Source organism: Lihuaxuella thermophila (genome assembly GCF_900110165.1).
GTDB classification, from domain to species: Bacteria; Bacillota; Bacilli; order Thermoactinomycetales; family Thermoactinomycetaceae; genus Lihuaxuella; species Lihuaxuella thermophila.
Map to the genome: position 1 here is coordinate 1 of NZ_FOCQ01000016.1, position 23,272 is coordinate 23,272.

Consider the following 23,272-nt stretch of genomic DNA (forward strand, 5'->3'; position numbering starts at 1 on the left):
CAGCAGACCACTTTCTTCTAGGCATAAGAAAAACCCCTTTCAACCCTATTCTATAATAACTTAGAGTTTGTCTGGGGTCTTATGGGGTCAGTATATCTATATAATCAACCGTTCCATCTGGTTTTGGAACTACATACCCTTCTACTTCTATGTTTTTCCCGTCCGGTCCTTTAACTACAGCATTAAATTTAATCGGCTCAACATCTCCATTGGGAAGTGTAGAATATTGCAGTTTATGGCTCTGGAGATATTGATCTAATGCTTTTTCACCCATTTCATCAATCTGTTGTTCTGTGTAATGGGATGGATATACAGTTTTTGATATCACCTGTTCTTTTCTGGCGAGAGTTTTAGGATCTATACTATTTGGATCCGTATTCGGATCAATATTATTTTGCTGCAATAGTTTCTGAGCTTTCTTTTGTTGCTTTTTTGACGCATTACCGGACTGTAACGTTTCTAAAGCTTTTTTTATGTTTTCGTATTTGTTTAAGGTTTTTGGGTCATACCCAACTCTCCGCACTTCCACATTAAGGACACCGTTCTGATCTTTTTCAACCTTGTTGAAGTAGTAACCATCTTGTTTAACACGCTCTTTCATTTTTCTCCAATTATGAAGCCCGCCACCACTCCATTTCCCATTGTAAGGTGATTGAGGATCTGTTACTGTTTCTCCTTCATGTACATGTTTTTGCGTTTTAGACGTTGTATATTTCAAGTTACATGCACAAGCAGAATTCGGTTTAAACCACTTCCCAGCTACCGACTCAATTTTGGCAGTTACTGTTTTTACTATAGGAATTTTGTTGGCTTGTTGGGCGATCGCAGGCCCGGCATAAGCGAATATACCAAAAGTTAAAGTACCGACAAGACCGGACGCTAACGCTTTTTTCCAGTCTATTTTTTTACCGCGCAGCCAGTCATCGGCTATACTCGTTACAACACCATCTACTGCTCCAAAAACCCCACCCTTAGTTGCTACCTTACTTAAAATTCCCCGAATTGGACCAGGAACCTTGGTGAGAATATTTTTTCCACCTGACACCAAACTTCCGATCACTCTTCTTGTTATAGGAGAACTCCCAATTGCAGTTATTATTTTTTTCCCAATTGAGGAGGCAACTTTCGTAAGAACTCCTCCAACTCCGAAACTCACTGCTCCCAGAATCCCACCAATTGCAGCTTCAAGGAATGTAGATTTATCGATCTTTCCGCCATTAAACAATATGCTTAACCCAAAGGATAGTCCCCAACCCAAAAGAATGGAAACACCAACACCTTGTGCTCCCGGAATAAACAAGCATACAACTCCGGCGACCACAACTGCTCCTGATATAATGTATTCTTTATTTTTCTTTGTCCATTCCCAAATATCAGAAACTGTTTGTTTTGTCCAATTCCAAGCACCAGATGCTTTGTCTTTTGTCCAATCCCATGCTTTTTCCCACCAACTCTTGGGCTTAGACTGGTTATCATTATTTTGGTGTTGATTATTTGTGGATGGATCATTAGAAGATGACGTTCCATTTTCAAAAGGTTTTCCCTCCGGAAATGGCTTCCCTTCCGGAAAGGGTTTGGCTTCCGGAAACGGTTTGGCTTCCGGAAACGGTTTGGCCTCCGGAAACGGCTTTGCCTCTGGAAAGCTCGGTTCTGCTAATACAATATTTGTAAGTGTAAAAAGAGTAAAGAGGGTTATAAGCAGTGTCAGTAGAAAAACAAACCCTCCTTTTTTGTGGTGGAACAAGTAACATCACCCCATTCAAGTTAGTTTTTCAGTGGAAAACTAACAATAAGCAGTAGCCCTATGTGAGATTCGTGTTAACCAAATTGTAAATTTGAGCTTCATTTAACTTTCTCCTCACGACAAACGCCCTAGCATCATTTAATAATTTAATTACTGCTTCTTTGATCATTTGGGACATATAAGTTGCCTGTGCCAGGAGCCACTATAATTGAGTAGATTTTGCCACCACATTTAAAAAATTCACATAGATAATAATTCTATCGTTCTCTTACATTATAGTGTTCTTGATATTTGTTTCCTTTCCTTCCACAAACAACTAAACCCTAATTGGGAATTGCTAAAGTTATAGATCTTGTATGGTCACGTCAAAAAAGGCTTTATTTATCAACAATGCCTACAAAGATGGAGAGTTCTTCCTTATCCAAGGACGATGGGCGAGTAGTGCACCTAACAGTGTGATAATAATGGTCATGCTAATGACTGAGATGAAGTCAAAAAAGCTTGTTGCAAATTTCACTTCGAATATAGAGGCTATCAAAATATTTAAGAGACTGAATACTGCACCAACGATTGCGGCTGTTACATATGGACGCGGATTTGCCCGACCCCCGGCATATCCAGCTAAACCATAAGTAAAAACAGCAAGCAATAAGTCGGTAATCGGGTTGTATAAAACACCAAACGCAATCGCTAAAAAGTTGATGACAACAAAGCCAGCCAGTCCCGATCCAACCGAGATGAGAACTCGTTTTGTCATAATAATAGTGAAGCCTCCTCCATTATGTCCTTCTTTTTAACTACATTAACTTACATAAAATATAAACAAAATAACGAGAGGGATTGGTTAAACAATCCCCTCATACATCATTCCCATACTTTTTGGATTCATTTCCATTCAGTATTTCTCTGTTATTAATTTGGGATATTAACAAAGTCCTCTTTTAAATCCTCAATCGATTTATACTTCGATGGATTATCGATATATACACCCAGTCTGTTACGATAGTACTTATCAAATTTATCCTGATTTTTAATATTAATTTTTTCCTTGCTTTTATTTAGCAGGGCTTCATCGTAATAATTAATTTCTAAATTTACTATCCGTATATCATTCTTCTCACAGTAATTGATAAATTTTAACACCTTTTCGAGCTCTTCATCCTGATTCTGATCAGTTACATTTTTAATGAGATAAATCGTCATCGTGTTGGTTATCTGATCTGGATGTGCTTTTCGCAACTCCCGATAACTTGGGATTTTTTTTCCTGCAATCTCAGTCTCTATCCTATCTTTTACGGAAATACTGGTGCTAAAGTTCCAAAGGTGATCAAAGAACGTTGGTAAAACCGATTCCAACTCTTCTTTTGAATCTCGGTCCCAGACTGATTCCAAATAGGTATCCAGAAAAGGATCAGAGCCTAATTTTGTGACCCCAAATACGATATCCGGGTCATTTTTGGGATAGGCATACATTCCATATTTATCAATGGCAGGAATATAGTTTGGTTTTTCCACAACAAACTCTTCATGATATTTATTTTCGAGATACTTCTTTGCTTCCTGTTGGATTTTCTTCTCTTCTTTCGACAATGCTAGACCACCTTCATCTGTTCCAGTCTGATCAAATGCGCAAGCGGAAGTAAAAAAAAGCAAATAGGCGACTACAATTGCAAGTCCCAACTTTACATATCTCCGTTCTCCCTCTAAAGGCGGGGCTGGTATACTTCCCTTTTGTTGTTTTACCGCTACAACAATCGCATCTACTAAACTCCATACCCATGCAACTACATAAAAAACAGCAAACAACGGATAGCCAGACGTTGCCATATTAAGAGACATAAACAGCAAAATAGCCGCGATAAAGCTGACTCCTTTTCCGTTTTGCCCATTGTATATCTGCCCAATACCAGGGAAAACAATGGACAATACCGTTGCTAAAATTACGTTTTTCATCTGCTCCTCCTCCATAGGGAGAGTTGTTGGTTCATCCAGTGTATTTCACTATCCCCATCTCTCCATGTGGATTATCGACTCGGTTGCTCTTTCATTAATTTCTCAATTTCACCAGAATATTTGTAAAAACTTGTTAGCCCATTCTTGCTACGTAATCCATGATACGGGTAACCTTTACGGGTATCATCGATAAAACCTAGCAGACTATTAAGCGGTGTATTTTCCACTTTTCTCTCTTCACTGTAGTCATTCACACGTTTGGGTCCTTTTCCATCTCCTATTGTATAATAGCTGCCCGCGTGCTCGCTACGTGTGCCAATCAGGTCTCTTTCATCTGAGATATTTAGGATTAAATTATCGTAATAACCTTGCTGGTTAAATTTAACCTCATTTGGATGGAAGTTGACATTCGTTCTTGCTCGATACTCGTTGATTTTTATCTTTGCAATATTACCGGCTATATCCTCAATACTTCCAACTAAGCCTTTAAGGTAATCAATTGGTGTTGGACCGTAGGTAGTGCTCGGTTTAACCTCGAATTTTACAGGTGTGAATGGCAAATCCTGCTGTTTCAAGCCAGGAGCGTTTAAGGCAAGCGTCGGAATTTTGTAATCAATAGCGGTACGCTGGACGATGTTCCCTCCCAGTGAATGGCCCACTTGCACCAATTGATAACCATGGAATTCTCGTTGTATCTCCTCAATCAACTTTCTTGCAGATTGGTATTGATTCACTTCCCGATTAGGTATTCCAAATGTAAGTTGTGCATCATTAATGTAGTCCCATCCAGCATCGGTTCCACGAACGGCTATGACTACTTGCTTTGTCTTATAGTTCACAAATACTTTTGCTGCAAACCCATTTGCTTCTCCTGCTTCATTTTTCCTGATTCTCCAGCCTTGATCTTCAAGTCTTTTAAAGATTTCGTCTGGATTGGTCCCATCGTTTCTTAAGTCATCCCAGTCATATGCAAGCTGGGCCATATCGGTCAAATCAGCTGGATGAATGTTTACATCAGCTAATGTGCCGTAAGGTCGGGCAGTTGGGTCTTTATCTCCACCATCTATTCTTTTTGGACCAAATGCCATGTCGCGAAGAAAGATTAGTTCTTTCACTGTTTTGATCGATGTCTCGATCGTCCAATTCCTTGCTGCGACTGCTTTACCAACTGTCCAGTCCTTAACAGCGACTGCTGTATTCTTTGTCCAATCCCACGCCGAGGATACTGTTCCTGTTGTCCAGGTCCATGCAGCCGAAATCGTATCTGATATCCAATTCCACGCACCGGATCCTGTCTCCGTTATCCAGTCCCAAGCACCTGATATTGGATCAGTGATCCATTTTTCCCACCAACTTTTTGGTTTTTCTTCATTATTTTGATGTTGATCATATGTAACTTCATTATTTATAGAAGAATTCCCATTGGGAAATGATTTTTCATCCGGAAATGGCTTTTGGTCTGGAAATGGCTTTGCCTCAGGAAACGGCTTTGCTTCTGGAAACGGCTTTGCCTCAGGAAACGGCTTTGCTTCCGGAAATGGTATTGCTTCTGGAAATGGTATTGCTTCTGGAAAGCTCGGTTCTGCTAATGCAATATTGACAAGAGGCAAAAAAAGAAAGAGGGTCAAAAACATTCCAAGTAGAGCAGACCCTCTTGTTATTCGGTTGAACAAATAATCTCACCTCATTCAAGCTAGCTTTACAACTGAAAAACCAACTATTCAAAATGAGTCTATACAAAGTACGTCAATCATCTAAGGCATAAATTTATCGTCTAGAACCGGAACTTCAACCGATTTATTATAGGTAAATGGTGCAAGACCACCCATGAATAATACTTCTATTTCCGTTTGTGCTTTCGCAACTACTTTATCACCACTTATATTAATAGAATAATTTTTTAAACGATAATGGTCTGATGTCCCAAACGAAGAAAGAAGCTGGGCCCTCCCTTTATTTACATCACCTGAATTAGCTGCGACCCTGGCTGCATCACGCAGTGCAGCCTGAGTATCCAGGACTGCCATACCTGCTAGTGCCATTTGCCAAACGACCATAAACATCATGATGAATAGTGGTAAAATTATTACAAACTCAATGGTTGAGGAACCTTTTTTATTTGAATGGATAACGCGAACCATCTTTTTTATCATATTTTTCATGTCGCCCTCCTAAGGTTAATACTCAATGACAATATCTCCTTCACTGATTCCTTTGAGGTAGATTCTCTTTGGTCCCGCTCCTTTTTCTTTCACTGTTTTTCCTGCAAAGTATTCCTTCAACAATAACGATTCAAAAGGGGCCTCAGCTTCTACCTCAACTCTGTCATTTACGGGCAGAACAATTCGACCGTGAGGTTTGCCACCGTTTTTCTGTACATAAGTTCTTACCGCGTTTGCAATTTCCCCTTCATGAGCTTTAATTACCCCTTTAACAAAATGGCTCATGATCAAGTGATTACCGTGAAACATATGTTCCAGCTTTTTTTCCATGGGAATTTCATTCAAGTTTATATGATCCGGGAAAGCTTCCTGAAGCTTTGGGTCGTTTGGAAGATTATCTTTAATCCATTTATCTATTTCAGGCAGTAAAAGTTCATCTATTTTTTTTGTCGCCGCAAAGCTTCCTGCGTCAGCGGCCGTTTGAGCAGTTGATTTACTAGCCCAAGCCAAACCCATACTTCCTAATAAAAGGAAAAAACCAATAAAAACAGGTAAAGCACCTAACCAAGTAATAGTAATGTTTCCATTTTTATTTTTTAGTAAAGAGGAAAGCTTAATACACATTTTCTCACCTCACCTAACGCAATATAGACCAAAATTAACCAATGAAAGAACAACTCTGTAGGCAACAGATTTTATAAAATCCTTCACCTCCAAAAAAGTAACCCATCCAATCATCAACATGATAAAAAGATTGCAGGCAAAAGATACTTAAATTACAAACAGCCCTATATCGACAATGACTATATTGAAAGTTCTTCGGTGTTCATATAATCAAAGTCTGTCCAATCCATATATAAGAGACTAATTATAATAATAAAGAGTGGCATAATTAGGCCGGAAAAAAATATCAGAATCAGGTTGAGAATAAAGAAAGAGTTTGAAAGAAGCATAAACCCAAACGATATGGTATAACTAACAAGAAAATCAATGATGGCAAATACAACCAACAACAGCATTAAACGAAAAAAATGTTGTTTAGCAAATAAGAATGATTGTTTTATCCCTTTAAACCAAACCATCTTATCGATAAGTGCAGCTTGGGCAATCCCTAAGGTAAAAACTAAGAATATAATGCCCGGAATGATAAACAGTAATGACCCTAATGAAATGAACAAAGCGGCAACCACAGACAGAAAGTAAATTGAGTATCCATGTTCCAATAATGGAGACCAGATCCTTCGAAAAGACACCATTCCTGATCTGGAGTCATTCAATACCAGCGCAATAAAAGGAATTTGCACAAGGGAAAAGGTTAATACTCCAAAAAAGATTTTTATCAGGGTGGGCCAAACAGGTACCAAAAAGACCGCCAAAGGCTCCTCAACATAGTGCATCAGAAATGTATATAACAGCCCAATCGGCACAGTAAAAAATAGAGTAATCAACAATATCTTAGTAAAATTATTTTTGTAGATCTCAAGGGATTCTCTTATAATCTCCATTTCTGTCACCTCATTTAGGATTGCGATACTTTTTAAGTATTGTATCTGCTTCATCATCCTGCTCCAAAGGCTTATCCACTTCTACCATTCTTTTTAGATCCTCCATCTCTTTAGCCTCTTGAGGATAGTGTGTTTTGGATAAGAAACCTTTATGGTGATGTCTAATGTAGGCCAATATGAGCCAGTCTTTTATGTTAAAAAGAGGGATAGCTGCAGACAGACCCTGGATCGCCTGCACTCTGTCTCTTTCCGCTTCCAACTGGATGTTGTTTTGGTTGACTGCTGAACGAACCATGATGACATTGTAATTCCTCAGCGTATAATAATCCTCTTCTGTTACCAATTCTTTTTTATTTGTCCCGTCCGCAAAAGATATTGCTGATTTGACTACATTAGTTAACTGGTTTTGGTAGTAATTCATTTCATCAATCATGTGAATAAAGCTATCCACGGATTTAATAGTTACTGAGTCAAGCTTTGCTAAGTACTTATCCTTCATGTACATTAGAGCCTTTTGTAAACGTTTAAAAGCACCTGTTTTATAGGTGTTTACCCATCTTGTACCTGTTTTACCGATGTTACCACAAATCGTGTTATAACTTGGGGCAATTAGAGCTGGTTTGATAACTTCAGTTAATTTCGGAACCGTCCCGTCCTCTTCAACTATAAGTCTCTCAGCATTCCCTTTAAACACAAAAGCATAATACGATTTTCCTCCTACATTTACTTTTGCAGGAAATACATCGTATTTATCATTGTTTGGATTGAACGGAGCAACAGCTTTATGAATGTGTGGTGGTAATGTGCTAACACTAATCATCTTTTTTCCTCCATGAAATCAAGACCACTACTGTTTGTGTGGCCTTGATTTTTATAAACTTTCTTTTTCTTCATTTTGAGTTAAAATACCTAACTGAACCAACCTTTTACAGTACTAACTGCACTGCTAATTCCGTTAGACACCTTTTTAACCACATTTGGGGTTTCCTTTACAAAATCTACAACAGATTTTACGGCACCAACCGGATTGGTGACCACTCTCGAGATGGTATCCCAATGCTTATAGATTTTTGCTCCTGCCCATAATAACCCTCCTGCGATTGCCACCCCCGCCGCAACCGGGGCACCGACCCCTGTAGCACTAAGCACAACAGCTCCAGCCATCAATGTATTTCCTAAGCTAGCTATACCATCGTTGTACTTACCGCTTGCAAAATTCTTAAATGTATCGAATCCACTTTTTACAGAATCTATCGCAGCTAACCAAGGTGTAAACCTGCCTGCAATCTGGGCTACTCCTGGTAACCATTTAGCTTGCCATGGCCTGAATAATTTCAGTTTATTGATTTTATCCATGGAAGCAGCATCAAGTGGTTTGGTAATGTCGTTCCAGAAATTATTTAGCTTACTAAGCTTACTAATATTTCTAGCTTCATCAAATGCATCCTCTACCGTATTAAACTTTTGCCATGCAGCCTTGATCTCACTGGCAGATTTAAAATGCTCTCTTAAATATTTATAGTATTTAGTACCCTTATAAGCATCCCATCCAAACTTCGACAGATCAACCGTAAATTCCGCGTTCTGCAAATAATTTTTGAAGTAGAGAAATTCACCGAAAGCTGTCGCCAAAGCCTGTTTGTTAATATCTCTAATATCCGGGTGCTTGGGGTCTATGTTCAGTTTATCCTGAAGTATATCATTGAATGTCTGTTTTGCATTATCCCAAGGAGAATTTTGGGAAGATGAAGTGCTACCTGGCTGACCCCCATTTGAACCTCCATTATCTAGGGAAGATTGGTTTTTTGGAAATTGTTTTCCTTCAGGAAATGGGTTGGCTTCCGGGAATGGCTTGGCTTCCGGGAATGGCTTGGCTTCCGGGAACGGTATGGCTTCAGGAAAGCTCGGTGCTGCCAAAACAATAGTAGCCCAAGGTGCAAATATGAGGCCAAACAAAAAGAATAACACGGTTAAGGCATAGATTCGCCTAAAATTACGCCCCATTTCTTTCCCCCTTTCTAATTCCTATTGATTATATTTGTTATACTCTTGATTAGCTTTCTCTTGAATTTGTTTTCCAAGTTCATCTCTAATCTTCACTATTTGCTTATCAAGGTTGTCATACTTCTCCGTAAAATACTTTTTAATTTTATCGCTACGATCATTAATCTTTTGTTCGAGAAGTGCGGATTCTGCGATGTCCACCTTTCCTTTTTGCTCCAAATAAGCAATAGCATCATCGAAATGCTTTGTTTCAGTATCAAAAATTGAAATAAATAAGCTGGGCTTTCCGGTGCCTATAATGACGGGACCCGGATAAGCTATTTCATCTAATTCATTTCTCTTTTTTAAAGCCGTATTATTTACTTCAGTAACATTTAGATTACCCCAACCCCACCATTCAAATTGTAAACGATTATGCTCTCTTTCCAGGTATTCTTTTAGATCTGTTTCTGAATTGACAGTAGTATACGAGCCTCCCCCAGCTTCAGCAACCTGTTTCAATGCTTGTTGCCCGGCATTATCCACATCAAATCCAATAATATTCACTACTGCTTTAATTCCTGAAGTATGTAGTTTTTTCGCTTCCTCAACGGGATTCCCACCACAGGTTTCTATCCCATCGCTAACTATATAAACAATATTTTGTGTATTTTCCTCTTGAGCTGATTGCAAATCTTGCTGAGCGCCACGAATGGCTAAGGCGATGGGAGTATAACCTGTGGGTTGAAACTTATTCAACGCCTGATTAAATGCCGTTTGATCATATTTCCCCATCGGATACACAACTTCACTGCTTGCACAGGAAACAGCCTTGTCCTTTGCACTGCTGCTGCCTTTATGGCCATATACACGTAAGGACACATTCGTTCCTTCCGGAAGTTTGGATGCAAACTCCTGAATTGCTTTTTTAGCCAGATCCATCTTCTTGCCACCGCTAACTTGACCATTCATGCTCCCGCTTGAATCTAAAAGAATCTCTACGTTTAACTTGGAAAGTTTCGGCTGGTTTATCCCACCCGGAGTATTACTCAATTTAGGAGCCACATTCGGGTCAAAATCGTCCAATTTTTGCTTTACTGGCTTGTAATCTTCAGCAAGCAGCCGTATTAAACGGTTATATGCCTCATCCGCTTTCATATTGTCAGGGAATTGATCCAACTCTTCATTTACTTTGTTTACATCATACCGGCTACCAGCAAATTTACCTGGTCCCTCAGCAATCATACCTTCTGCATCTGTGGCAGCTTTTTTTACGTTTTCACTCGTTCCATCTTGATTTTGATTATTAGCGGGTACTGATTGAGAGCATGCACTTACAGTCAATGCGAGAAGGATAGATATAATGGGTGTCCATTTTTTCTTCATAAAAAACATGAGAAGCACCACTCCAAAAAAATTAGTCTGGCCGTCAGATAAATGACGGCCAACTCCATATTTACTTCGGTCATTACTAAAGAAATTATTTGAGAGCCTCTGAGATTTTTTTCGTAATATAACCTTTAGCTTCTCCACTAAGAACAGTTGCAAGGACCCCGGCAAATGCTGCAGCTGCCGCAAGTACGATTACATATTCGACAGTGGAAGAACCTTTTTTGCTGCTGAAGATGTTTTTGTAAGCCACATACATACGAATGGAAGCTTCATTAAGTTTGTTTTTCAAGTTTTTCATATAATCTAACCTCCTAATATAAATTCGTAAAATAAGAAGACCAGTCCAACCTTACACATATATTTCCTCTTTTTCCTCAAATCACCTCCTTCAATGCTTCATCAAAACATCCCTTTAAACGGACTGTCATCACTGAAGAAATATTTGAGAACAAAAGATCCAATAATGAGTAGTACAATTGAAGGTGCGATAATCAAGCCGCCCACAATTGAAATCTTGGGTTCTGCTTTACCAGCCGCTTCCTTGGCTCTTTCGCCCCTCATCTTTCTCATTTCTTCAGCCTGTTGGGCAAACGTTTCTGAGATGGGGGTACCTAAGTTGTGTGCCTGGATCATTGACTGAATTAAACTATCCAATTCTGGTGACTCAGTTCGGGAGAGCAAGGCCCGATAAGCGACTTCTCTTTGCACTCCGAAACGGATTTCTTGGTTCATCTTCGCAAGTTCTTCACTGAGTGGCCCCTTTGATGTATTGACAAAATACATTAAAGCGGAGTCCAAGCTCATTCCCGCTTGCAATGTAATACTCATCATGTCAAGAAAATCAGGCAGATCATAGCGAATTTGTTCCTGCCGTCTTTTGGCCAGCAGTCTGATCCCTAAAATTGGAATACAGTAACCAATCAGTGGATAAAAAACTAACGCAAAAGACGCTAAAGGCAGTCCAAGAATGACACCAAAAAAACCAAACCCCAATCCTATTAAGGCAAAGACAATTTTTGCTCCTTGTATCCGATCGACTGTCAAGCCATAAGGATAACCTGCTTTTAATAGATGTTCTTCCAACTCAACAGGATCACTTAAGAGCTGAATTTTATTTCCGACCGGAGCTAATTGATCAAACCACTTAATCGCACGATTAATCAATTTGTCATCATCTTTGGCTTTTAAAACCACTTTGTCAAACTTCTCATCCAGGTACCGATCTATTTGTTGCTTTTGTTCTCTAAACTTGATATATGAAAAAGCAGCGATAATCAGACTGATCCAAGCCAGAAACAAGACCATAAAAATAATCATAATGTTCACCTTAAACTTTGATATTGGCAATTTGACGAACCAGGATTATTCCAACTACTTGCATAATCACAAAGACCGCGATAATAATTATTCCAATTGTTGATTTGAAAAGATCAAAAAAACCATCGATGAGCTTACTCAACATAAATACGACAAAAATCGAAATCAGAGGAAGAGCATAAGCCGAATACCTGGCTTGGGCAGTAACAGCTTTTACTGTTTGTTGGATAATTTTTCTTTCCTCCATCGTAATTGCCATTTCACTCATGACCCGGCCTAAATCTCCACCTGCTCTTCGCTGAATGATTAGAGCATTGACAAACACTTGAATATCTCGGCTGTTAACCCTTTCCAACAGCTCTTTCAAAGCACTTTCCAAGTCTCTTCCAAGTTGCACTTCTCTAACCACCATGCCGAGTTCATTTTTCACTGGTGGTGGCATTTCCCGCACAACAAGTTCCAATCCTTGCTGAATGGATAACCCCGCCCGGGCTGCGCTGCTTAACAATCGGCAAGCTTCAGATAGCTGTGCGTCCAAACGATTTGCATATATATGCTTTCTTGATTTCAAAAATAGTTTTGAGCCCAGCGGAGTAAGTAATAACGCTAGAATGAAGCTATATAAAGCAGGAACTCCTAACCCCAGGCTGAATGCAAAGTATAAAACGATTGCAGCAAGAAAGAGAATGGATCCATACTCAGACGGTCTAAGGTTTAAACTGGCTTGTTCAATCTGAGGTTGGATTTTTTGGGCCCAGGAAGTCTGGTCAATCTTATCTGCTAGAGAATCTGACCACCTAACTTCCCCGACACCCCTATTGACCCATTTGGCGATACGTTCATTGTTTGCTTTTTGAATATTTTTCATTAAGAGATAGTAATACAAAGCCCAGATGACAAAGAATACGGATAGTGCCCCCAATACAGCTATCATGTACGAACCCCTTCTTTATTAGGGATAAACATCTTAGGATCCACAGGTGCTCCATAGGCTTTCAATCGAGACAGACACTGAGGTTGAACACCGGTAGCCGTAAAGTATCCCAACACTTTGTCATCCTTGGATACACCTGTTTGCTGAAACTTAAAGATTTCCCTCAGTTTCATTTCGCCATTGGCGTCTTGTTGAAACTCAGCAATTGATAACATTTTTCTTTGCCCGTCTGGTAAACGTCCAATTTGAATAATAAAATCAATCGCGCCCACTAAATACTGGCGTATAATCGCTGGCGGCAGATCAGCAGCTGACATCATCACCATAGCTTCCAACCTGCTTAATGCGTCTTCAGGGCTGTTCGCGTGTACGGTAGTTAGCGAGCCTTCGTGACCTGTGTTCATCGCCTGAAGCATGTCAAATGCTTCCGCACCGCGAACCTCACCGACAATAATTCGGTCGGGCCTCATCCGTAAAGCGTTTCTTACCAGCTGACGAATGGTAATTTCACCTTTGCCTTCCGTGTTGGCTGGTCTCGCTTCCATACCAGCGACATGGGCATGTGGGATTCGTAACTCCGCCATGTCTTCAATCGTAATAATCCGCTCGTTCTCAGGGATGAAGCAAGCTAACGCATTAAGCAGTGTAGTTTTCCCGCTTCCGGTACCACCTGATATGATAATATTTAATTTTGATTTGACTATACTTGCCAAAAATGTAGCCATTTCAGGAGTTAAGCTATTAAAACTTACTAAGTCCTCCATTTTTATCGGTTCTTTACGGAATTTTCTAATTGAAACGAGTGAACCTTTTAAGCTGATTGGAGGAATTACTGCATTTACCCGGCTGCCGTCGGGAAGCCTCGCATCTACCATCGGGGAACTCACATCAATTCGGCGGCCTAAAGGTGCCACAATCCGGTCTATGACGTGTCTTAAGGCCTCTTCATCCCTAAATTGAACATCTGTCTTATATAATCGCCCTTTTTTTTCGTAGTAAATTTCATAAGGGCCATTAACCATAATCTCTGTTATTTCCTCGTCTTCAAGCAAAGGCTCCAATGGCCCATAACCGACAGACTCATCAATAATTTTGCTAATTAATTGGTCACGTTCATTACGAGTGATTACTACTTGTTCATCTGCCAGATAACGGCCAATGATCCTGTCTAAAGTGATCCGGAGCTCGGCCGAAGGCATCTGAGTCAGTTTTTCCAAATCGGTTTCTCTCAAGAGGCGAGTCTTAAAATGCCTGGATAGTTTCTCTACTCTTGCTTCACTCTCTCTGACCGCACGACTAGATGGACGCGGTAAACTGCTTGTTTTTGTCTGCTTTTGGCGTTGAGGGTTTCTGTTAAACAATGACATCGTCGATCGCCTCCCCTCCTATGAAGCGGATTTTCCTGCTTGTTGCACCAAAATCATCTTCGCTAGTTTTTGGACATCCTTCGCAAAGTTTGTGAGATTCCTCTCTTTTCTTGTTGTTCTCAAAGTTTGTCCACGATTCAATAGCTGTTGAATCTTTTTCGTATCGTCTCTTAATTCACCTATAATTGGATAACTAAAATGTTGGCTTATATCCCGGGGTGTCAATTCATTATCTTTGCTTATTTTATTTATCAAGATCTCAAGTCGATCTGTTGGATCAATATCTAACTTATCGAACAAATCAAGTGTACGGCTGAAGATCCGAAGTGATATTGACTCCGGATTCATCACATAGATGATCCGATCTGCTTCTTCCAAAGCTGTATATGAAAGGTTATTCATTTCAGTTGGAAGATCCACCAAAATATAGTCATAGTAGAGACGAGCAGTCCGTAATAGCCGCTCAATGTGATCTTCAGTTATGAGTTCGGCAATTTCAGCATCAGCGGGACTCACTAATACCTCTATCTGCGAATAAGGTTCTATGGTCGTAACGCTGCGAATATGGTTATCATTTAATTCGTTTAATACAGGAGTCAAATCATATAAGTTTCGGTCATTTTCAATATTTAAATATGTCTCTAACCCTCCATACTGGTGGTTTAAGTCGACCAAAAGCACGCCGCTTGTCGATTCCAGCTGAAGTGTCTGTGCTAATGTCGCCGCGACCAAACTTTTTCCGCTTCCGCCTTTTCCGCTGTAAAATGTATAGATTTGTCCTCTTCCCCAGCTAAAGCTTGAAGCCACTTCATTTCTCGTATTTTTTTCCAATAATACCTTTGCGGCTCTATTTAGAATATCCTCTAATGCATTAATTTCATCAGGAAGAAATAATATATCAAACGCCCCGGCTCTACTCACATCCCTTGTACGAATCGGATCACGGCGCTCAGTTAGATATACAATGATTGCTTCCGGCACTTCCCTAGAAATATACGGGATTAATTGAATACCGGTCCCGTCTTTTTGCTCGTATAGCAATACAATATTGGGCTGTATACGGGAAATCTCCCGCCTTACTTCTGATGACCGTATATAACCATTTAATGGAAACTTCGAGTTCACAAGCATGCGTATTTCTTGAGCCTGCGATTCATCTTCACTGACTACCAGCAATTTTAATTCACTACTCATCACACAAATTTCCTTTCCGTGTAGCAGAATATTAACTCTCTTTAGTCATTGTTTTTGTTAGAAGCATTCGACGTAGTGGTTTTACTCGTTTTTACAGAATTGCTGTTTTTATTCGTACTACCCTTTCCCTCATCTGAAGATTTATTGGCTTCTTGTGGAGCTTTTAAGACCCGGATCGATACAGCAAAGTTTTCCATATGTATTAACTTTCTAGCATCTTCCTTAGATAATTCAACACCAATCACATCTTTAGCAGTGGCGACAACCGGTACATCTGTGAGCAAATACTCAGTAACCGGCTGTTTACCCTCCACTTTTTCATAAGAAACTACAATATCGACCCGATCCTGCTCTGAAAATCTATCATCAAACTGTATTTTTTGTGATTGAGGGATCAGAACCATCCGTTTATCGCCAGATGTCAGTTCGTGTGCTCTTTTTAAAGTATTACTGGAAAGTAAATCTCCTTCTTGCAGAGGAACAACCGATACAAGATTTTCTTTTTCAATGATCGAAAAATCCGTAACAACATTTTTTGAAAGAAACTGCACAGGTACTTCCTTCACTTCAAAATCTTCTTTTCGTAAAGGCTGACGTGACAAAATATTCTTTTTGGCTACATATACAGTTGCCAGCTCCCCTAACTTAGCATCTACCGCACTAACCTTCTGTAAAAACAAAATCCCAGCCAACGTTGCCAACGCAATAGATATTACTGTAAATATAATGGCTCTTCTTTTTGCATCTTGCATATCTGTCTAACACCTGCTTATCTAAGATTAAAATTAAATACCAAAATTCAATTCTACCATTTCTTGCTTACATAGCTAATTCTATCAAGTTGGTATTATATTTACAACAGTCTAAGTTTACAAATTGATAAAGAAAACATAAAAAAAACGGCGAGCCCATCCTCCCCGATTGAAGATATAGTCCCGCCCAAGAGGTAGTTGCGATAAAAATTACAAATATCACAAGGCTCAACACTTGTGCTACGGTCGGTGCGAACAAAAGATTCAGAGCGGCAAGGGCGTAGGCTTTGCCGCTCCTGTAACGGGCTTTTAAGGCGTTCGAAAAGATGAACGAAATCGGACAGGCATTCTCTCCCGTGAATTCCCTTACGATTAAAATCCTGTACTTGGGAGTCGGGGCAGAGAAAATGTAGAAAAATGCAAGTGATGAAGAAGGTGTTCAGCCTGATAAAAAGGATGGTATCTATGATGATCAGAGGAAGTAAACTGATGAAGTTTACTGTAAATATGCGACCTTTCTCCGCTGAATGTAAATGGAAGAAGACCAATCATCTCATAATAGTTTTATATAAACCCAACTTTCCATTGTCAAGGGTTAGCTAATCGCCAGTTTGCTGACACGGAGCTGCTTTTCCCTGACTTCCTCTTCCGTCAGGTTGGAGGTCCGTTCGATGTTTAATTCGCCAAGGAGCGCTCCGGCTGTGGAGTCAACGACAGAGATATGGATGATCCCGTCGCTGTCGTACTCAAAAATGACTTCCAGCGGTGCCCCTTTGGGGTATTCCGGAAGATCAATCATCCCTTCTCCGACAATTTTGACGTAATCGAGATCGCTATCTTCCCCTTCGGTCACCTGCAGATGCAACTGCGTTTGCCGGTCAACCGTGGTGGTGTAATGGCCGCTCACCCGGCTGGGGATCACGGTATCCTTCTTCATGACGATGGAATTGACTTCGTTTCCCCCTTCGTCCAGGGCGACTACACCCAGGCTGTGGGAGTTGACATCTTGAATCTCGACGACCGGGAAAGACTGGCTTGCGGACAAGTCTGCTTTTCCTTGCTTGATATGTAGGATTTCTCCTTGAATCGCGGCTCCCAGCGCCACGACTTCATCGGGGTTGACGTCGAGAGAAGGCTTCTTGCCGGTCACACGCTCAATCATGGCCGGGACCTGTTTCATACGGGTGGAACCCCCGACCAGGAGGATCCGATCGATTTCCTTCCATTCCAGGCCCGCATCTTCAAGGACGAATTCCATGATTCTTTGTGTTTTATTCAGCAAGTGGGAGGTAAGCTCTTCAAATTTGGCCCGTGTCAGGGGGATGGAAACGTTGACCCCGTTGGCTGACAGGAAGACATTGGTGCGGTCGCGGGAGGAAAGAGTTTTCTTGGCGATTTCCGCTTTGTCCCGCAAGTCCTGTTCCAGCATGGGATCATCCAACAAATCGATGCCGCCTTGTTTCTGGAATTCTTCGTTCAAATAGTTCATGATCACGTTATCCCAGTCAAAACCGCCCAGGTCTTTCGCACCGCCGGTGGAAAGCACCCTGAGTCCTTCCGGGGTGAGGCGCATAATCGTTACGTCAAACGTTCCGCCCCCCAAGTCGTATACGAGCAGCGTCTGGTTTTGGTCCAGTTTGTCCAATCCGTAGGCGAGGGCGGCCGCAGTAGGTTCATTGATAATGCGGAGCACATTCAGCCCGGCAATCCGTCCCGCGTCCTGGGTGGCTTTGCGCTGGGCATCGTCAAAGTATGCCGGGACGGTGATGACGGCATCTTCGATCTTTTCCCCGAGCAGTGTTTCAGCATCTTGTTTGAGACGTCTCAGAATAATGGCCGAAATCTCTTCAGGTGTATAAACCTCGCCGTTTTCGGTGCGAAATTTCCAGCCTTTATCCCCGATCTGCCGTTTCACGAACTGGACCACGTTGAAAGGGGTGGCTACGGCAGCGCGTTTGGCAATGCTGCCCACTACCGGGTCTTCCCCGTCGAAAAGTACCACTGAAGGAGTGATCCGCTCTCCTTCACGGTTGGTGAGTATTTCCGGCTTTCCGTATTTATTGACGATAGCGATCGCTGAGTAAGTCGTTCCCAAGTCAATCCCTACGACTCTTCCCATCGATATTCACTCCTTCGATCCTCTTTCATGAAAAATTGCACGGGTGTGAGCAGTGCCCTTTCCCGGGCAGCAGCGGCCTGTATCTGTAAGCAGCCACAGCGAACGCGGGAATTGCACCGCTTCCTTACCGCTGTGATCTAGACCGAATCACAGGGCGTGGCAAATGGAACCCCGGACCATTCCGGGAAGAACAGATCTATTTTCGGCAGCCTCCGCCCTAAGCTGTGTGAAAACGAAAAGATGGGTGACCCATCTCTCATTTTAAAAAGCGCACCACTAGTCCTGCTCTGATGGCTCCTGCGAGGCAGTCGGTTTTAAAAATGATGGAAGGAGTCCCTTCATGGGGAACGGTGGCAACAGAGAGCAGTCGAAAAAGCAGTCTCCAAACCGCTCCTGCGGATGGCTCTACTGCTTCGACTTTATTCCGGCGGTCAGCCTTGATACTTTTTGATTACCACTTCTTCCGGTCTGAGCACGACATCCTTATACTTGAATCCATGGCGCACCATATGTACCACGGTATTATCTTCTGCAGGGTTCTGGGTGGGGATCACTTCAACCACTTTTTGTACTTTGGGGTCAAAGACAGGTGAAGTGGTAACGATGAGTTCAACGCCCCTCCTGTATAAGATCTCCAGCACTTCATGGCTGAGCGTTTGCAAAATGTTTACCAGCTCCGGGTTTTGCGAACCTGAATCCAGCTTGTCGTTGTAAATGGTGTTCATCCGGTCGATGAGCAGGATCAGGTCGATGTACAACGGGCGAAGTTGGCTTAATTCCTGATCTTGCTTCAGTTCTTCCATCTCTTTGTACAGTCTGTCAAACGCGGCTTCCTTCGTCTTGTCATAGCTGAGCCGGTTGGTGACCACCTGGAGGAGTGAAGAAAAGTTTTGCTGCAAACTGGACAGCATGGAGAGAACCTGCTGCTGTGCGCGTTCATCGGATCTCGTCTCTTTCGCTTCCCGGACCGCCCCGCGTTCCCGTCCGAAAAAGCCGTAACGGGATTCAGGAAGCGGAAGGTGGTGACCCTGCTCCAAATACCTGTGGTTCTCTTTCTTGGGGCCCATAGCTTTACCTCCCTGAACAGTTCACCTAAGGTTAAATGAACCCGAATAGTTTGAAACTATTGGTAAAAATCAGCCCAAACAAAATAAAAGGTGCAAATGGGAATTCCGTATCTCTTTTAACTTCTTTCCACTTATATAATTTTACTAGGAACATAAAGACTGCCGCAAGTAGATGGGAGATAAGAAAAATATATAAAAACTGGGTAAAACCGAGTGAAAGTCCAATCATGGCAAAAGCTTTAATATCTCCGCCACCGATTGCCGTCCCTCTAGTAATCGCCGCAATGGTAGCAAGAATGAATAGTACCCCAATTCCTGTGGCCAAATATTCCCACCAGGGTTCAGTTCGGTAGAAAATCCGAAAGATCATCGAAAATAGAACGCCAATGAGAATAAACCGGTCATAGATGAGCCGCTCTTTCAGATCTGTGATCGTTGATGCAATCATGAGAATGATCAACACTGCATACACCAATTGCTCAGACCAAGGCATGGAGATCCTTCCTCCAATGTGTACGGTAAACCTCACGGTCATTATAGTAGGTTTCCATTAATTAGACAAGCGATTTTTTCCAGCTGGCCGGTGGTTAGAAATAAAACAGCGGCTTCTTCACAGAAAAGAAGCCGCTTATATTTGTGCATCAACTGTGGATAACCTGTTTATTTTTCATTTTGTTCGCGCATGTGCGGGAAGAGCAGGACATCCCGAATCGAGGGGCTGTCGGTCAGCAGCATCACCAGCCGGTCGATGCCGATTCCCAGTCCTCCGGTCGGGGGCATGCCGTACTCCAATGCTTCCAGGAAATCCTCATCCATCGGATGGGCTTCCTCATTTCCGGCCGCTTTCTCGGCTACTTGCGCTTCAAAGCGTTCCCGCTGGTCAATCGGATCATTCAGTTCCGAAAAGGCATTGGCATGTTCCCGCCCGACGATGAAGAGCTCAAACCGGTCGGTAAAACGCGGATCTTGTTCGTTTTTCTTCGCCAGCGGGGAGATGGCCACCGGATGCCCGTAGACAAAGGTGGGCTGGATCAATTTGTGTTCCACTTTTTGTTCAAAAAATTCGTTGACGATATGCCCAAAGGTCATGGACGGCTCTACTTGGACCCCGTGTTCTTCCGCCAGGCGACGGGCTTCTTCATCGCTCATTTGCCGTGTGAAATCCACACCGACATGTTCTCTGATGAGATCGGTCATCGATTTGCGCGCCCAGCCGGGGGTCAAATCCACCTCATGTCCCTGGTAACGGATCTTGGTTGTCCCGAGCACTTCCCGGGCCACATGGGCGATCAGATTTTCCGTTAAATCCATGATATCGTGGAAATCGGCATACGCCTCATACAGCTCGAGCATCGTAAACTCGGGATTGTGACGGGTGGAAATCCCTTCGTTGCGGTAAACGCGCCCGATTTCATACACTTTCTCAATACCGCCCACGATGAGCCGTTTCAGGTGCAGCTCAATGGCAATGCGCATGTAGAGGGTCATATCGAGTGCATTGTGATGAGTGATAAACGGACGGGCCGCAGCTCCCCCAGCGATGGCATGCATAGTCGGCGTTTCCACTTCCAGATAGCCGTGGTCATCCAGATAGCGGCGAATTGCCCGGATGATTTTGCTGCGCGCAATAAAGGTATCCTTCACTTCCGGGTTCATGATCAGATCCAGGTAACGCTTGCGGTAACGCAATTCCACATCTTTCAGCCCGTGATATTTTTCCGGCAGGGGGCGGAGCGATTTGGTCAAGAAAGTGACTTCGTCCGCTTTTACACTGATTTCCCCGCGGTTGGTTTTAAAGACGACACCGGATACACCGATCCAGTCGCCGAGGTCAGCCGTGCTGAAGATGTCATACTGTTCTTCGCCTACGCGGTCCAGGCGGACATAGATTTGAATCCGGCCGGACATATCCTGTAAATGGGCAAATGATGCTTTACCCTGAACCCTCTTGGCCATCAGCCGGCCGGCGATGGAAACGCGGACGGCTTTTTCCTCCAACTCTTCTTTGGATAATTCCCCGTAGAGGGACCCGATGTCCTGTGCCGAGTGGGTACGGACATATTTTTGACCAAACGGGTCGACTCCCCGTTCACGCAGCGCTTTTAACTTTTCCCGCCGCACTTCAAATAAATCGCTGCTGTGTTCTTCATGTGTCATGCAAATCTCACTCCTTCGGATTCGGGGGCTTAGACGGCTTGAGCTGTCGTTTCTTCGGTCTGATTGTTTTCCAGTTCCTCAGCAAAGCTTAACAGAAGGCGGGCCATCCCGTCACGGGTTTCTTGTTCGTTCACCAGATCTTTAATCCGCGATGCCCCGCGCAATCCTTTGAGATACCAGGCGGCATGTTTGCGCATTTCGCGAACGGCGACCCGTTCTCCCCGCAGCCCTACCAGGCGGTCCATATGCAGGATGGCAATGCGCATTTTTTCCATCGGGCTCGGTTCCGGCAATAGCTCCCCTTTTTCCAGGTAATGGACGGTGCGGTACAGCATCCACGGGTTCCCGAGAGCGCCGCGGCCGATCATCACTCCGTCGCAGCCGGTGGTGTCCAGCATCCGGCGGGCATCTTCGGGAGTAAAGACATCCCCGTTTCCGATCACCGGTATCTTGACGGCTTCCTTCACCTGGCGAATGATGTCCCAGTTGGCTTTGCCCTTGTACATCTGTACACGTGTCCGGCCATGGACGGCGACGGCCTTTCCTCCCGCGCTTTCAACCGCTTGGGCGTTTTCGACCGCATAGATGTGTTCATCATCCCAGCCGATGCGCATTTTTACCGTAACCGGCTTGCTGACGGCTGCCACTACGGCCGAAACCATGTCATAGATTTTATTCGGGTCCAGCAGCCATTTGGCCCCCGCATCGCAACGCGTCACTTTGGGTACCGGACATCCCATGTTAATGTCGATAATATCCGCATTGGTCTGTTGGTCGACCACCTTGGCGGCCTCGACGAGCGTCTCTTTATCTCCGCCGAATATTTGCAGGCTGAGCGGTTTTTCCCTTTCATCCACATACAGCATTTGTTTCGTCCGTTGATTTCCGTGCAAGATCGCTTTGTCGCTGACCATCTCCGCGCAAACCAATCCGGCCCCAAATTCCTTGGCGATCAGACGGAACGCCGGATTGCAAACACCGGCCATCGGGGCGAGAACCACTTGGTTTTTCAGCTGAATGTCTCCGATTTTCAGCATCTCAAGTGCCTCCTTCCTGTTCGAACTCTTAATTGAAAGTGATAGACACGTGTGAGCGAAGGAAATTGTTTTTCGGCAGAGTGGCTCTGCCACCGTATCGGGGCGAGTCGTAAAAAGATTTTGGAGCCGCGTTAAAACTCCCCCTGCATTATTTGTTTGTGTCCAGTAAGCATGATCTGTTTTGTGAGCAAGCGGGTTGTGTTAGAAGTCTTCTGTGGTTGTGCTTCCGAGTCGGTCGGCCGTGTTGGCCTTCGTGCTCTTGAGGCCGGCAAAGACGTGGAAACTGGCCGCTCCGGCCCTCTCACTACAGGCGCGGATCAAACTCGCATTCGCTCAAACAGGTGATCCGCTTCCTCCCTTCGTTCGGGGCCTCCGCTGGGGACGGCCTCAAAGGCACTTCGTCCAATCACGGCCTCCCTGCACGATTTTGTAATTCGTCTTTAGGTTGTATCAACTAGTCTCTAGATTGTATCAAATAGTCAGATGGTTTTCGTACAAGATAGACATGATGAGCGAAGGAATTTGTTTTCCGGTGGAGCGACTCTGCCACTGCATTGGAGTGGAGACGGAAAACAATTTCCGGAGTGGG

Annotated in this window: 21 protein-coding genes; all 21 read right to left on the reverse strand. The window is 43.1% G+C overall.

What is annotated here, in order from left to right; genetic code table 11:
• Positions 1-79 precede the first annotated feature (79 nt).
• The 21 genes from BMW55_RS15765 to dusB all read right to left on the reverse strand — a co-directional run bounded on the left by BMW55_RS15765 (position 80) and on the right by dusB (position 22,683).
• Positions 80-1,744 carry a phage tail family protein gene (locus tag BMW55_RS15765; RefSeq protein ID WP_089971628.1) on the reverse strand — a complete coding sequence of 555 codons (1,665 nt, stop codon included), beginning with the start codon at positions 1,742-1,744 and terminating at the stop codon, positions 80-82.
• A gap of 394 nt (positions 1,745-2,138) precedes the next feature.
• Positions 2,139-2,501, reverse strand: a complete 363-nt coding sequence (locus BMW55_RS15770) for a hypothetical protein (protein ID WP_089971631.1) — start codon at positions 2,499-2,501, stop codon at positions 2,139-2,141.
• A 155-nt stretch (positions 2,502-2,656) separates the two neighbouring features.
• Complete coding sequence (locus BMW55_RS15775; protein ID WP_089971634.1) at positions 2,657-3,697, reverse strand: hypothetical protein; 1,041 nt, start codon at positions 3,695-3,697, stop codon at positions 2,657-2,659.
• Positions 3,698-3,768: 71 nt separating this feature from the next.
• Positions 3,769-5,370: a Tle-like phospholipase domain-containing protein gene (locus tag BMW55_RS15780; protein ID WP_139179520.1), complete on the reverse strand. Its 1,602-nt coding sequence runs from the start codon at positions 5,368-5,370 to the stop codon at positions 3,769-3,771.
• Positions 5,371-5,451: 81 nt separating this feature from the next.
• Positions 5,452-5,859: a TadE/TadG family type IV pilus assembly protein gene (locus BMW55_RS15785; RefSeq protein WP_089971639.1), complete on the reverse strand. Its 408-nt coding sequence runs from the start codon at positions 5,857-5,859 to the stop codon at positions 5,452-5,454.
• 15 nt (positions 5,860-5,874) lie between these two features.
• The gene (locus BMW55_RS15790) at positions 5,875-6,483 is read right to left on the reverse strand and encodes a Tad domain-containing protein (protein ID WP_089971642.1); all 609 of its coding nucleotides are present in this window, start codon (positions 6,481-6,483) and stop codon (positions 5,875-5,877) included.
• A 179-nt stretch (positions 6,484-6,662) separates the two neighbouring features.
• Complete coding sequence (locus BMW55_RS15795; RefSeq protein ID WP_139179521.1) at positions 6,663-7,418, reverse strand: hypothetical protein; 756 nt, start codon at positions 7,416-7,418, stop codon at positions 6,663-6,665.
• Positions 7,375-8,184, reverse strand: coding sequence for a hypothetical protein (locus BMW55_RS15800; protein ID WP_089971649.1), 810 nt, complete (start codon positions 8,182-8,184; stop codon positions 7,375-7,377). The genes BMW55_RS15795 and BMW55_RS15800 overlap by 44 nt, the downstream gene beginning before the upstream one ends.
• Before the next feature lie 89 nt (positions 8,185-8,273).
• Positions 8,274-9,368, reverse strand: a complete 1,095-nt coding sequence (locus BMW55_RS15805; RefSeq protein ID WP_089971653.1) for a hypothetical protein — start codon at positions 9,366-9,368, stop codon at positions 8,274-8,276.
• 21 nt (positions 9,369-9,389) lie between these two features.
• The gene (locus BMW55_RS15810) at positions 9,390-10,742 is read right to left on the reverse strand and encodes a vWA domain-containing protein (RefSeq protein WP_089971659.1); all 1,353 of its coding nucleotides are present in this window, start codon (positions 10,740-10,742) and stop codon (positions 9,390-9,392) included.
• 85 nt (positions 10,743-10,827) lie between these two features.
• Entirely contained in the window at positions 10,828-11,037 is a 210-nt protein-coding gene (locus BMW55_RS15815; protein WP_089971663.1) for a DUF4244 domain-containing protein, read from the reverse strand.
• A 101-nt stretch (positions 11,038-11,138) separates the two neighbouring features.
• On the reverse strand, positions 11,139-12,056 hold the full coding sequence (locus tag BMW55_RS15820; RefSeq protein WP_089971669.1) for a type II secretion system F family protein: 918 nt from the start codon (positions 12,054-12,056) through the stop codon (positions 11,139-11,141).
• A 10-nt stretch (positions 12,057-12,066) separates the two neighbouring features.
• Entirely contained in the window at positions 12,067-12,990 is a 924-nt protein-coding gene (locus BMW55_RS15825) for a type II secretion system F family protein (protein WP_089971672.1), read from the reverse strand.
• A complete protein-coding gene (locus tag BMW55_RS15830; RefSeq protein ID WP_089971676.1) occupies positions 12,987-14,357 on the reverse strand; it encodes a TadA family conjugal transfer-associated ATPase in 1,371 nt (456 codons plus the stop codon). Before BMW55_RS15830 ends, BMW55_RS15825 begins: the two co-directional genes overlap by 4 nt.
• An 18-nt stretch (positions 14,358-14,375) precedes the next feature.
• Positions 14,376-15,551: a CpaE/TadZ family protein gene (locus BMW55_RS15835; protein ID WP_089971679.1), complete on the reverse strand. Its 1,176-nt coding sequence runs from the start codon at positions 15,549-15,551 to the stop codon at positions 14,376-14,378.
• 41 nt (positions 15,552-15,592) lie between these two features.
• Positions 15,593-16,303 carry a CpaB family protein gene (locus BMW55_RS15840; RefSeq protein WP_089971682.1) on the reverse strand — a complete coding sequence of 237 codons (711 nt, stop codon included), beginning with the start codon at positions 16,301-16,303 and terminating at the stop codon, positions 15,593-15,595.
• Positions 16,304-16,898: 595 nt separating this feature from the next.
• Positions 16,899-18,422 (reverse strand): Hsp70 family protein, encoded by a 1,524-nt coding sequence (locus tag BMW55_RS15850; protein WP_089971688.1) that lies wholly within the window; start codon positions 18,420-18,422, stop codon positions 16,899-16,901.
• Between the two features lie 431 nt (positions 18,423-18,853).
• A complete protein-coding gene (gene grpE / locus BMW55_RS15855; protein WP_089971690.1) occupies positions 18,854-19,489 on the reverse strand; it encodes a nucleotide exchange factor GrpE in 636 nt (211 codons plus the stop codon).
• A gap of 31 nt (positions 19,490-19,520) precedes the next feature.
• Positions 19,521-19,982 carry a prepilin peptidase gene (locus tag BMW55_RS15860; RefSeq protein ID WP_170839976.1) on the reverse strand — a complete coding sequence of 154 codons (462 nt, stop codon included), beginning with the start codon at positions 19,980-19,982 and terminating at the stop codon, positions 19,521-19,523.
• 167 nt (positions 19,983-20,149) lie between these two features.
• Positions 20,150-21,646, reverse strand: a complete 1,497-nt coding sequence (gene lysS / locus BMW55_RS15865) for a lysine--tRNA ligase (protein WP_089971697.1) — start codon at positions 21,644-21,646, stop codon at positions 20,150-20,152.
• 29 nt (positions 21,647-21,675) lie between these two features.
• Positions 21,676-22,683: a tRNA dihydrouridine synthase DusB gene (gene dusB / locus BMW55_RS15870; protein WP_089971701.1), complete on the reverse strand. Its 1,008-nt coding sequence runs from the start codon at positions 22,681-22,683 to the stop codon at positions 21,676-21,678.
• Positions 22,684-23,272: the final 589 nt, after the last annotated feature.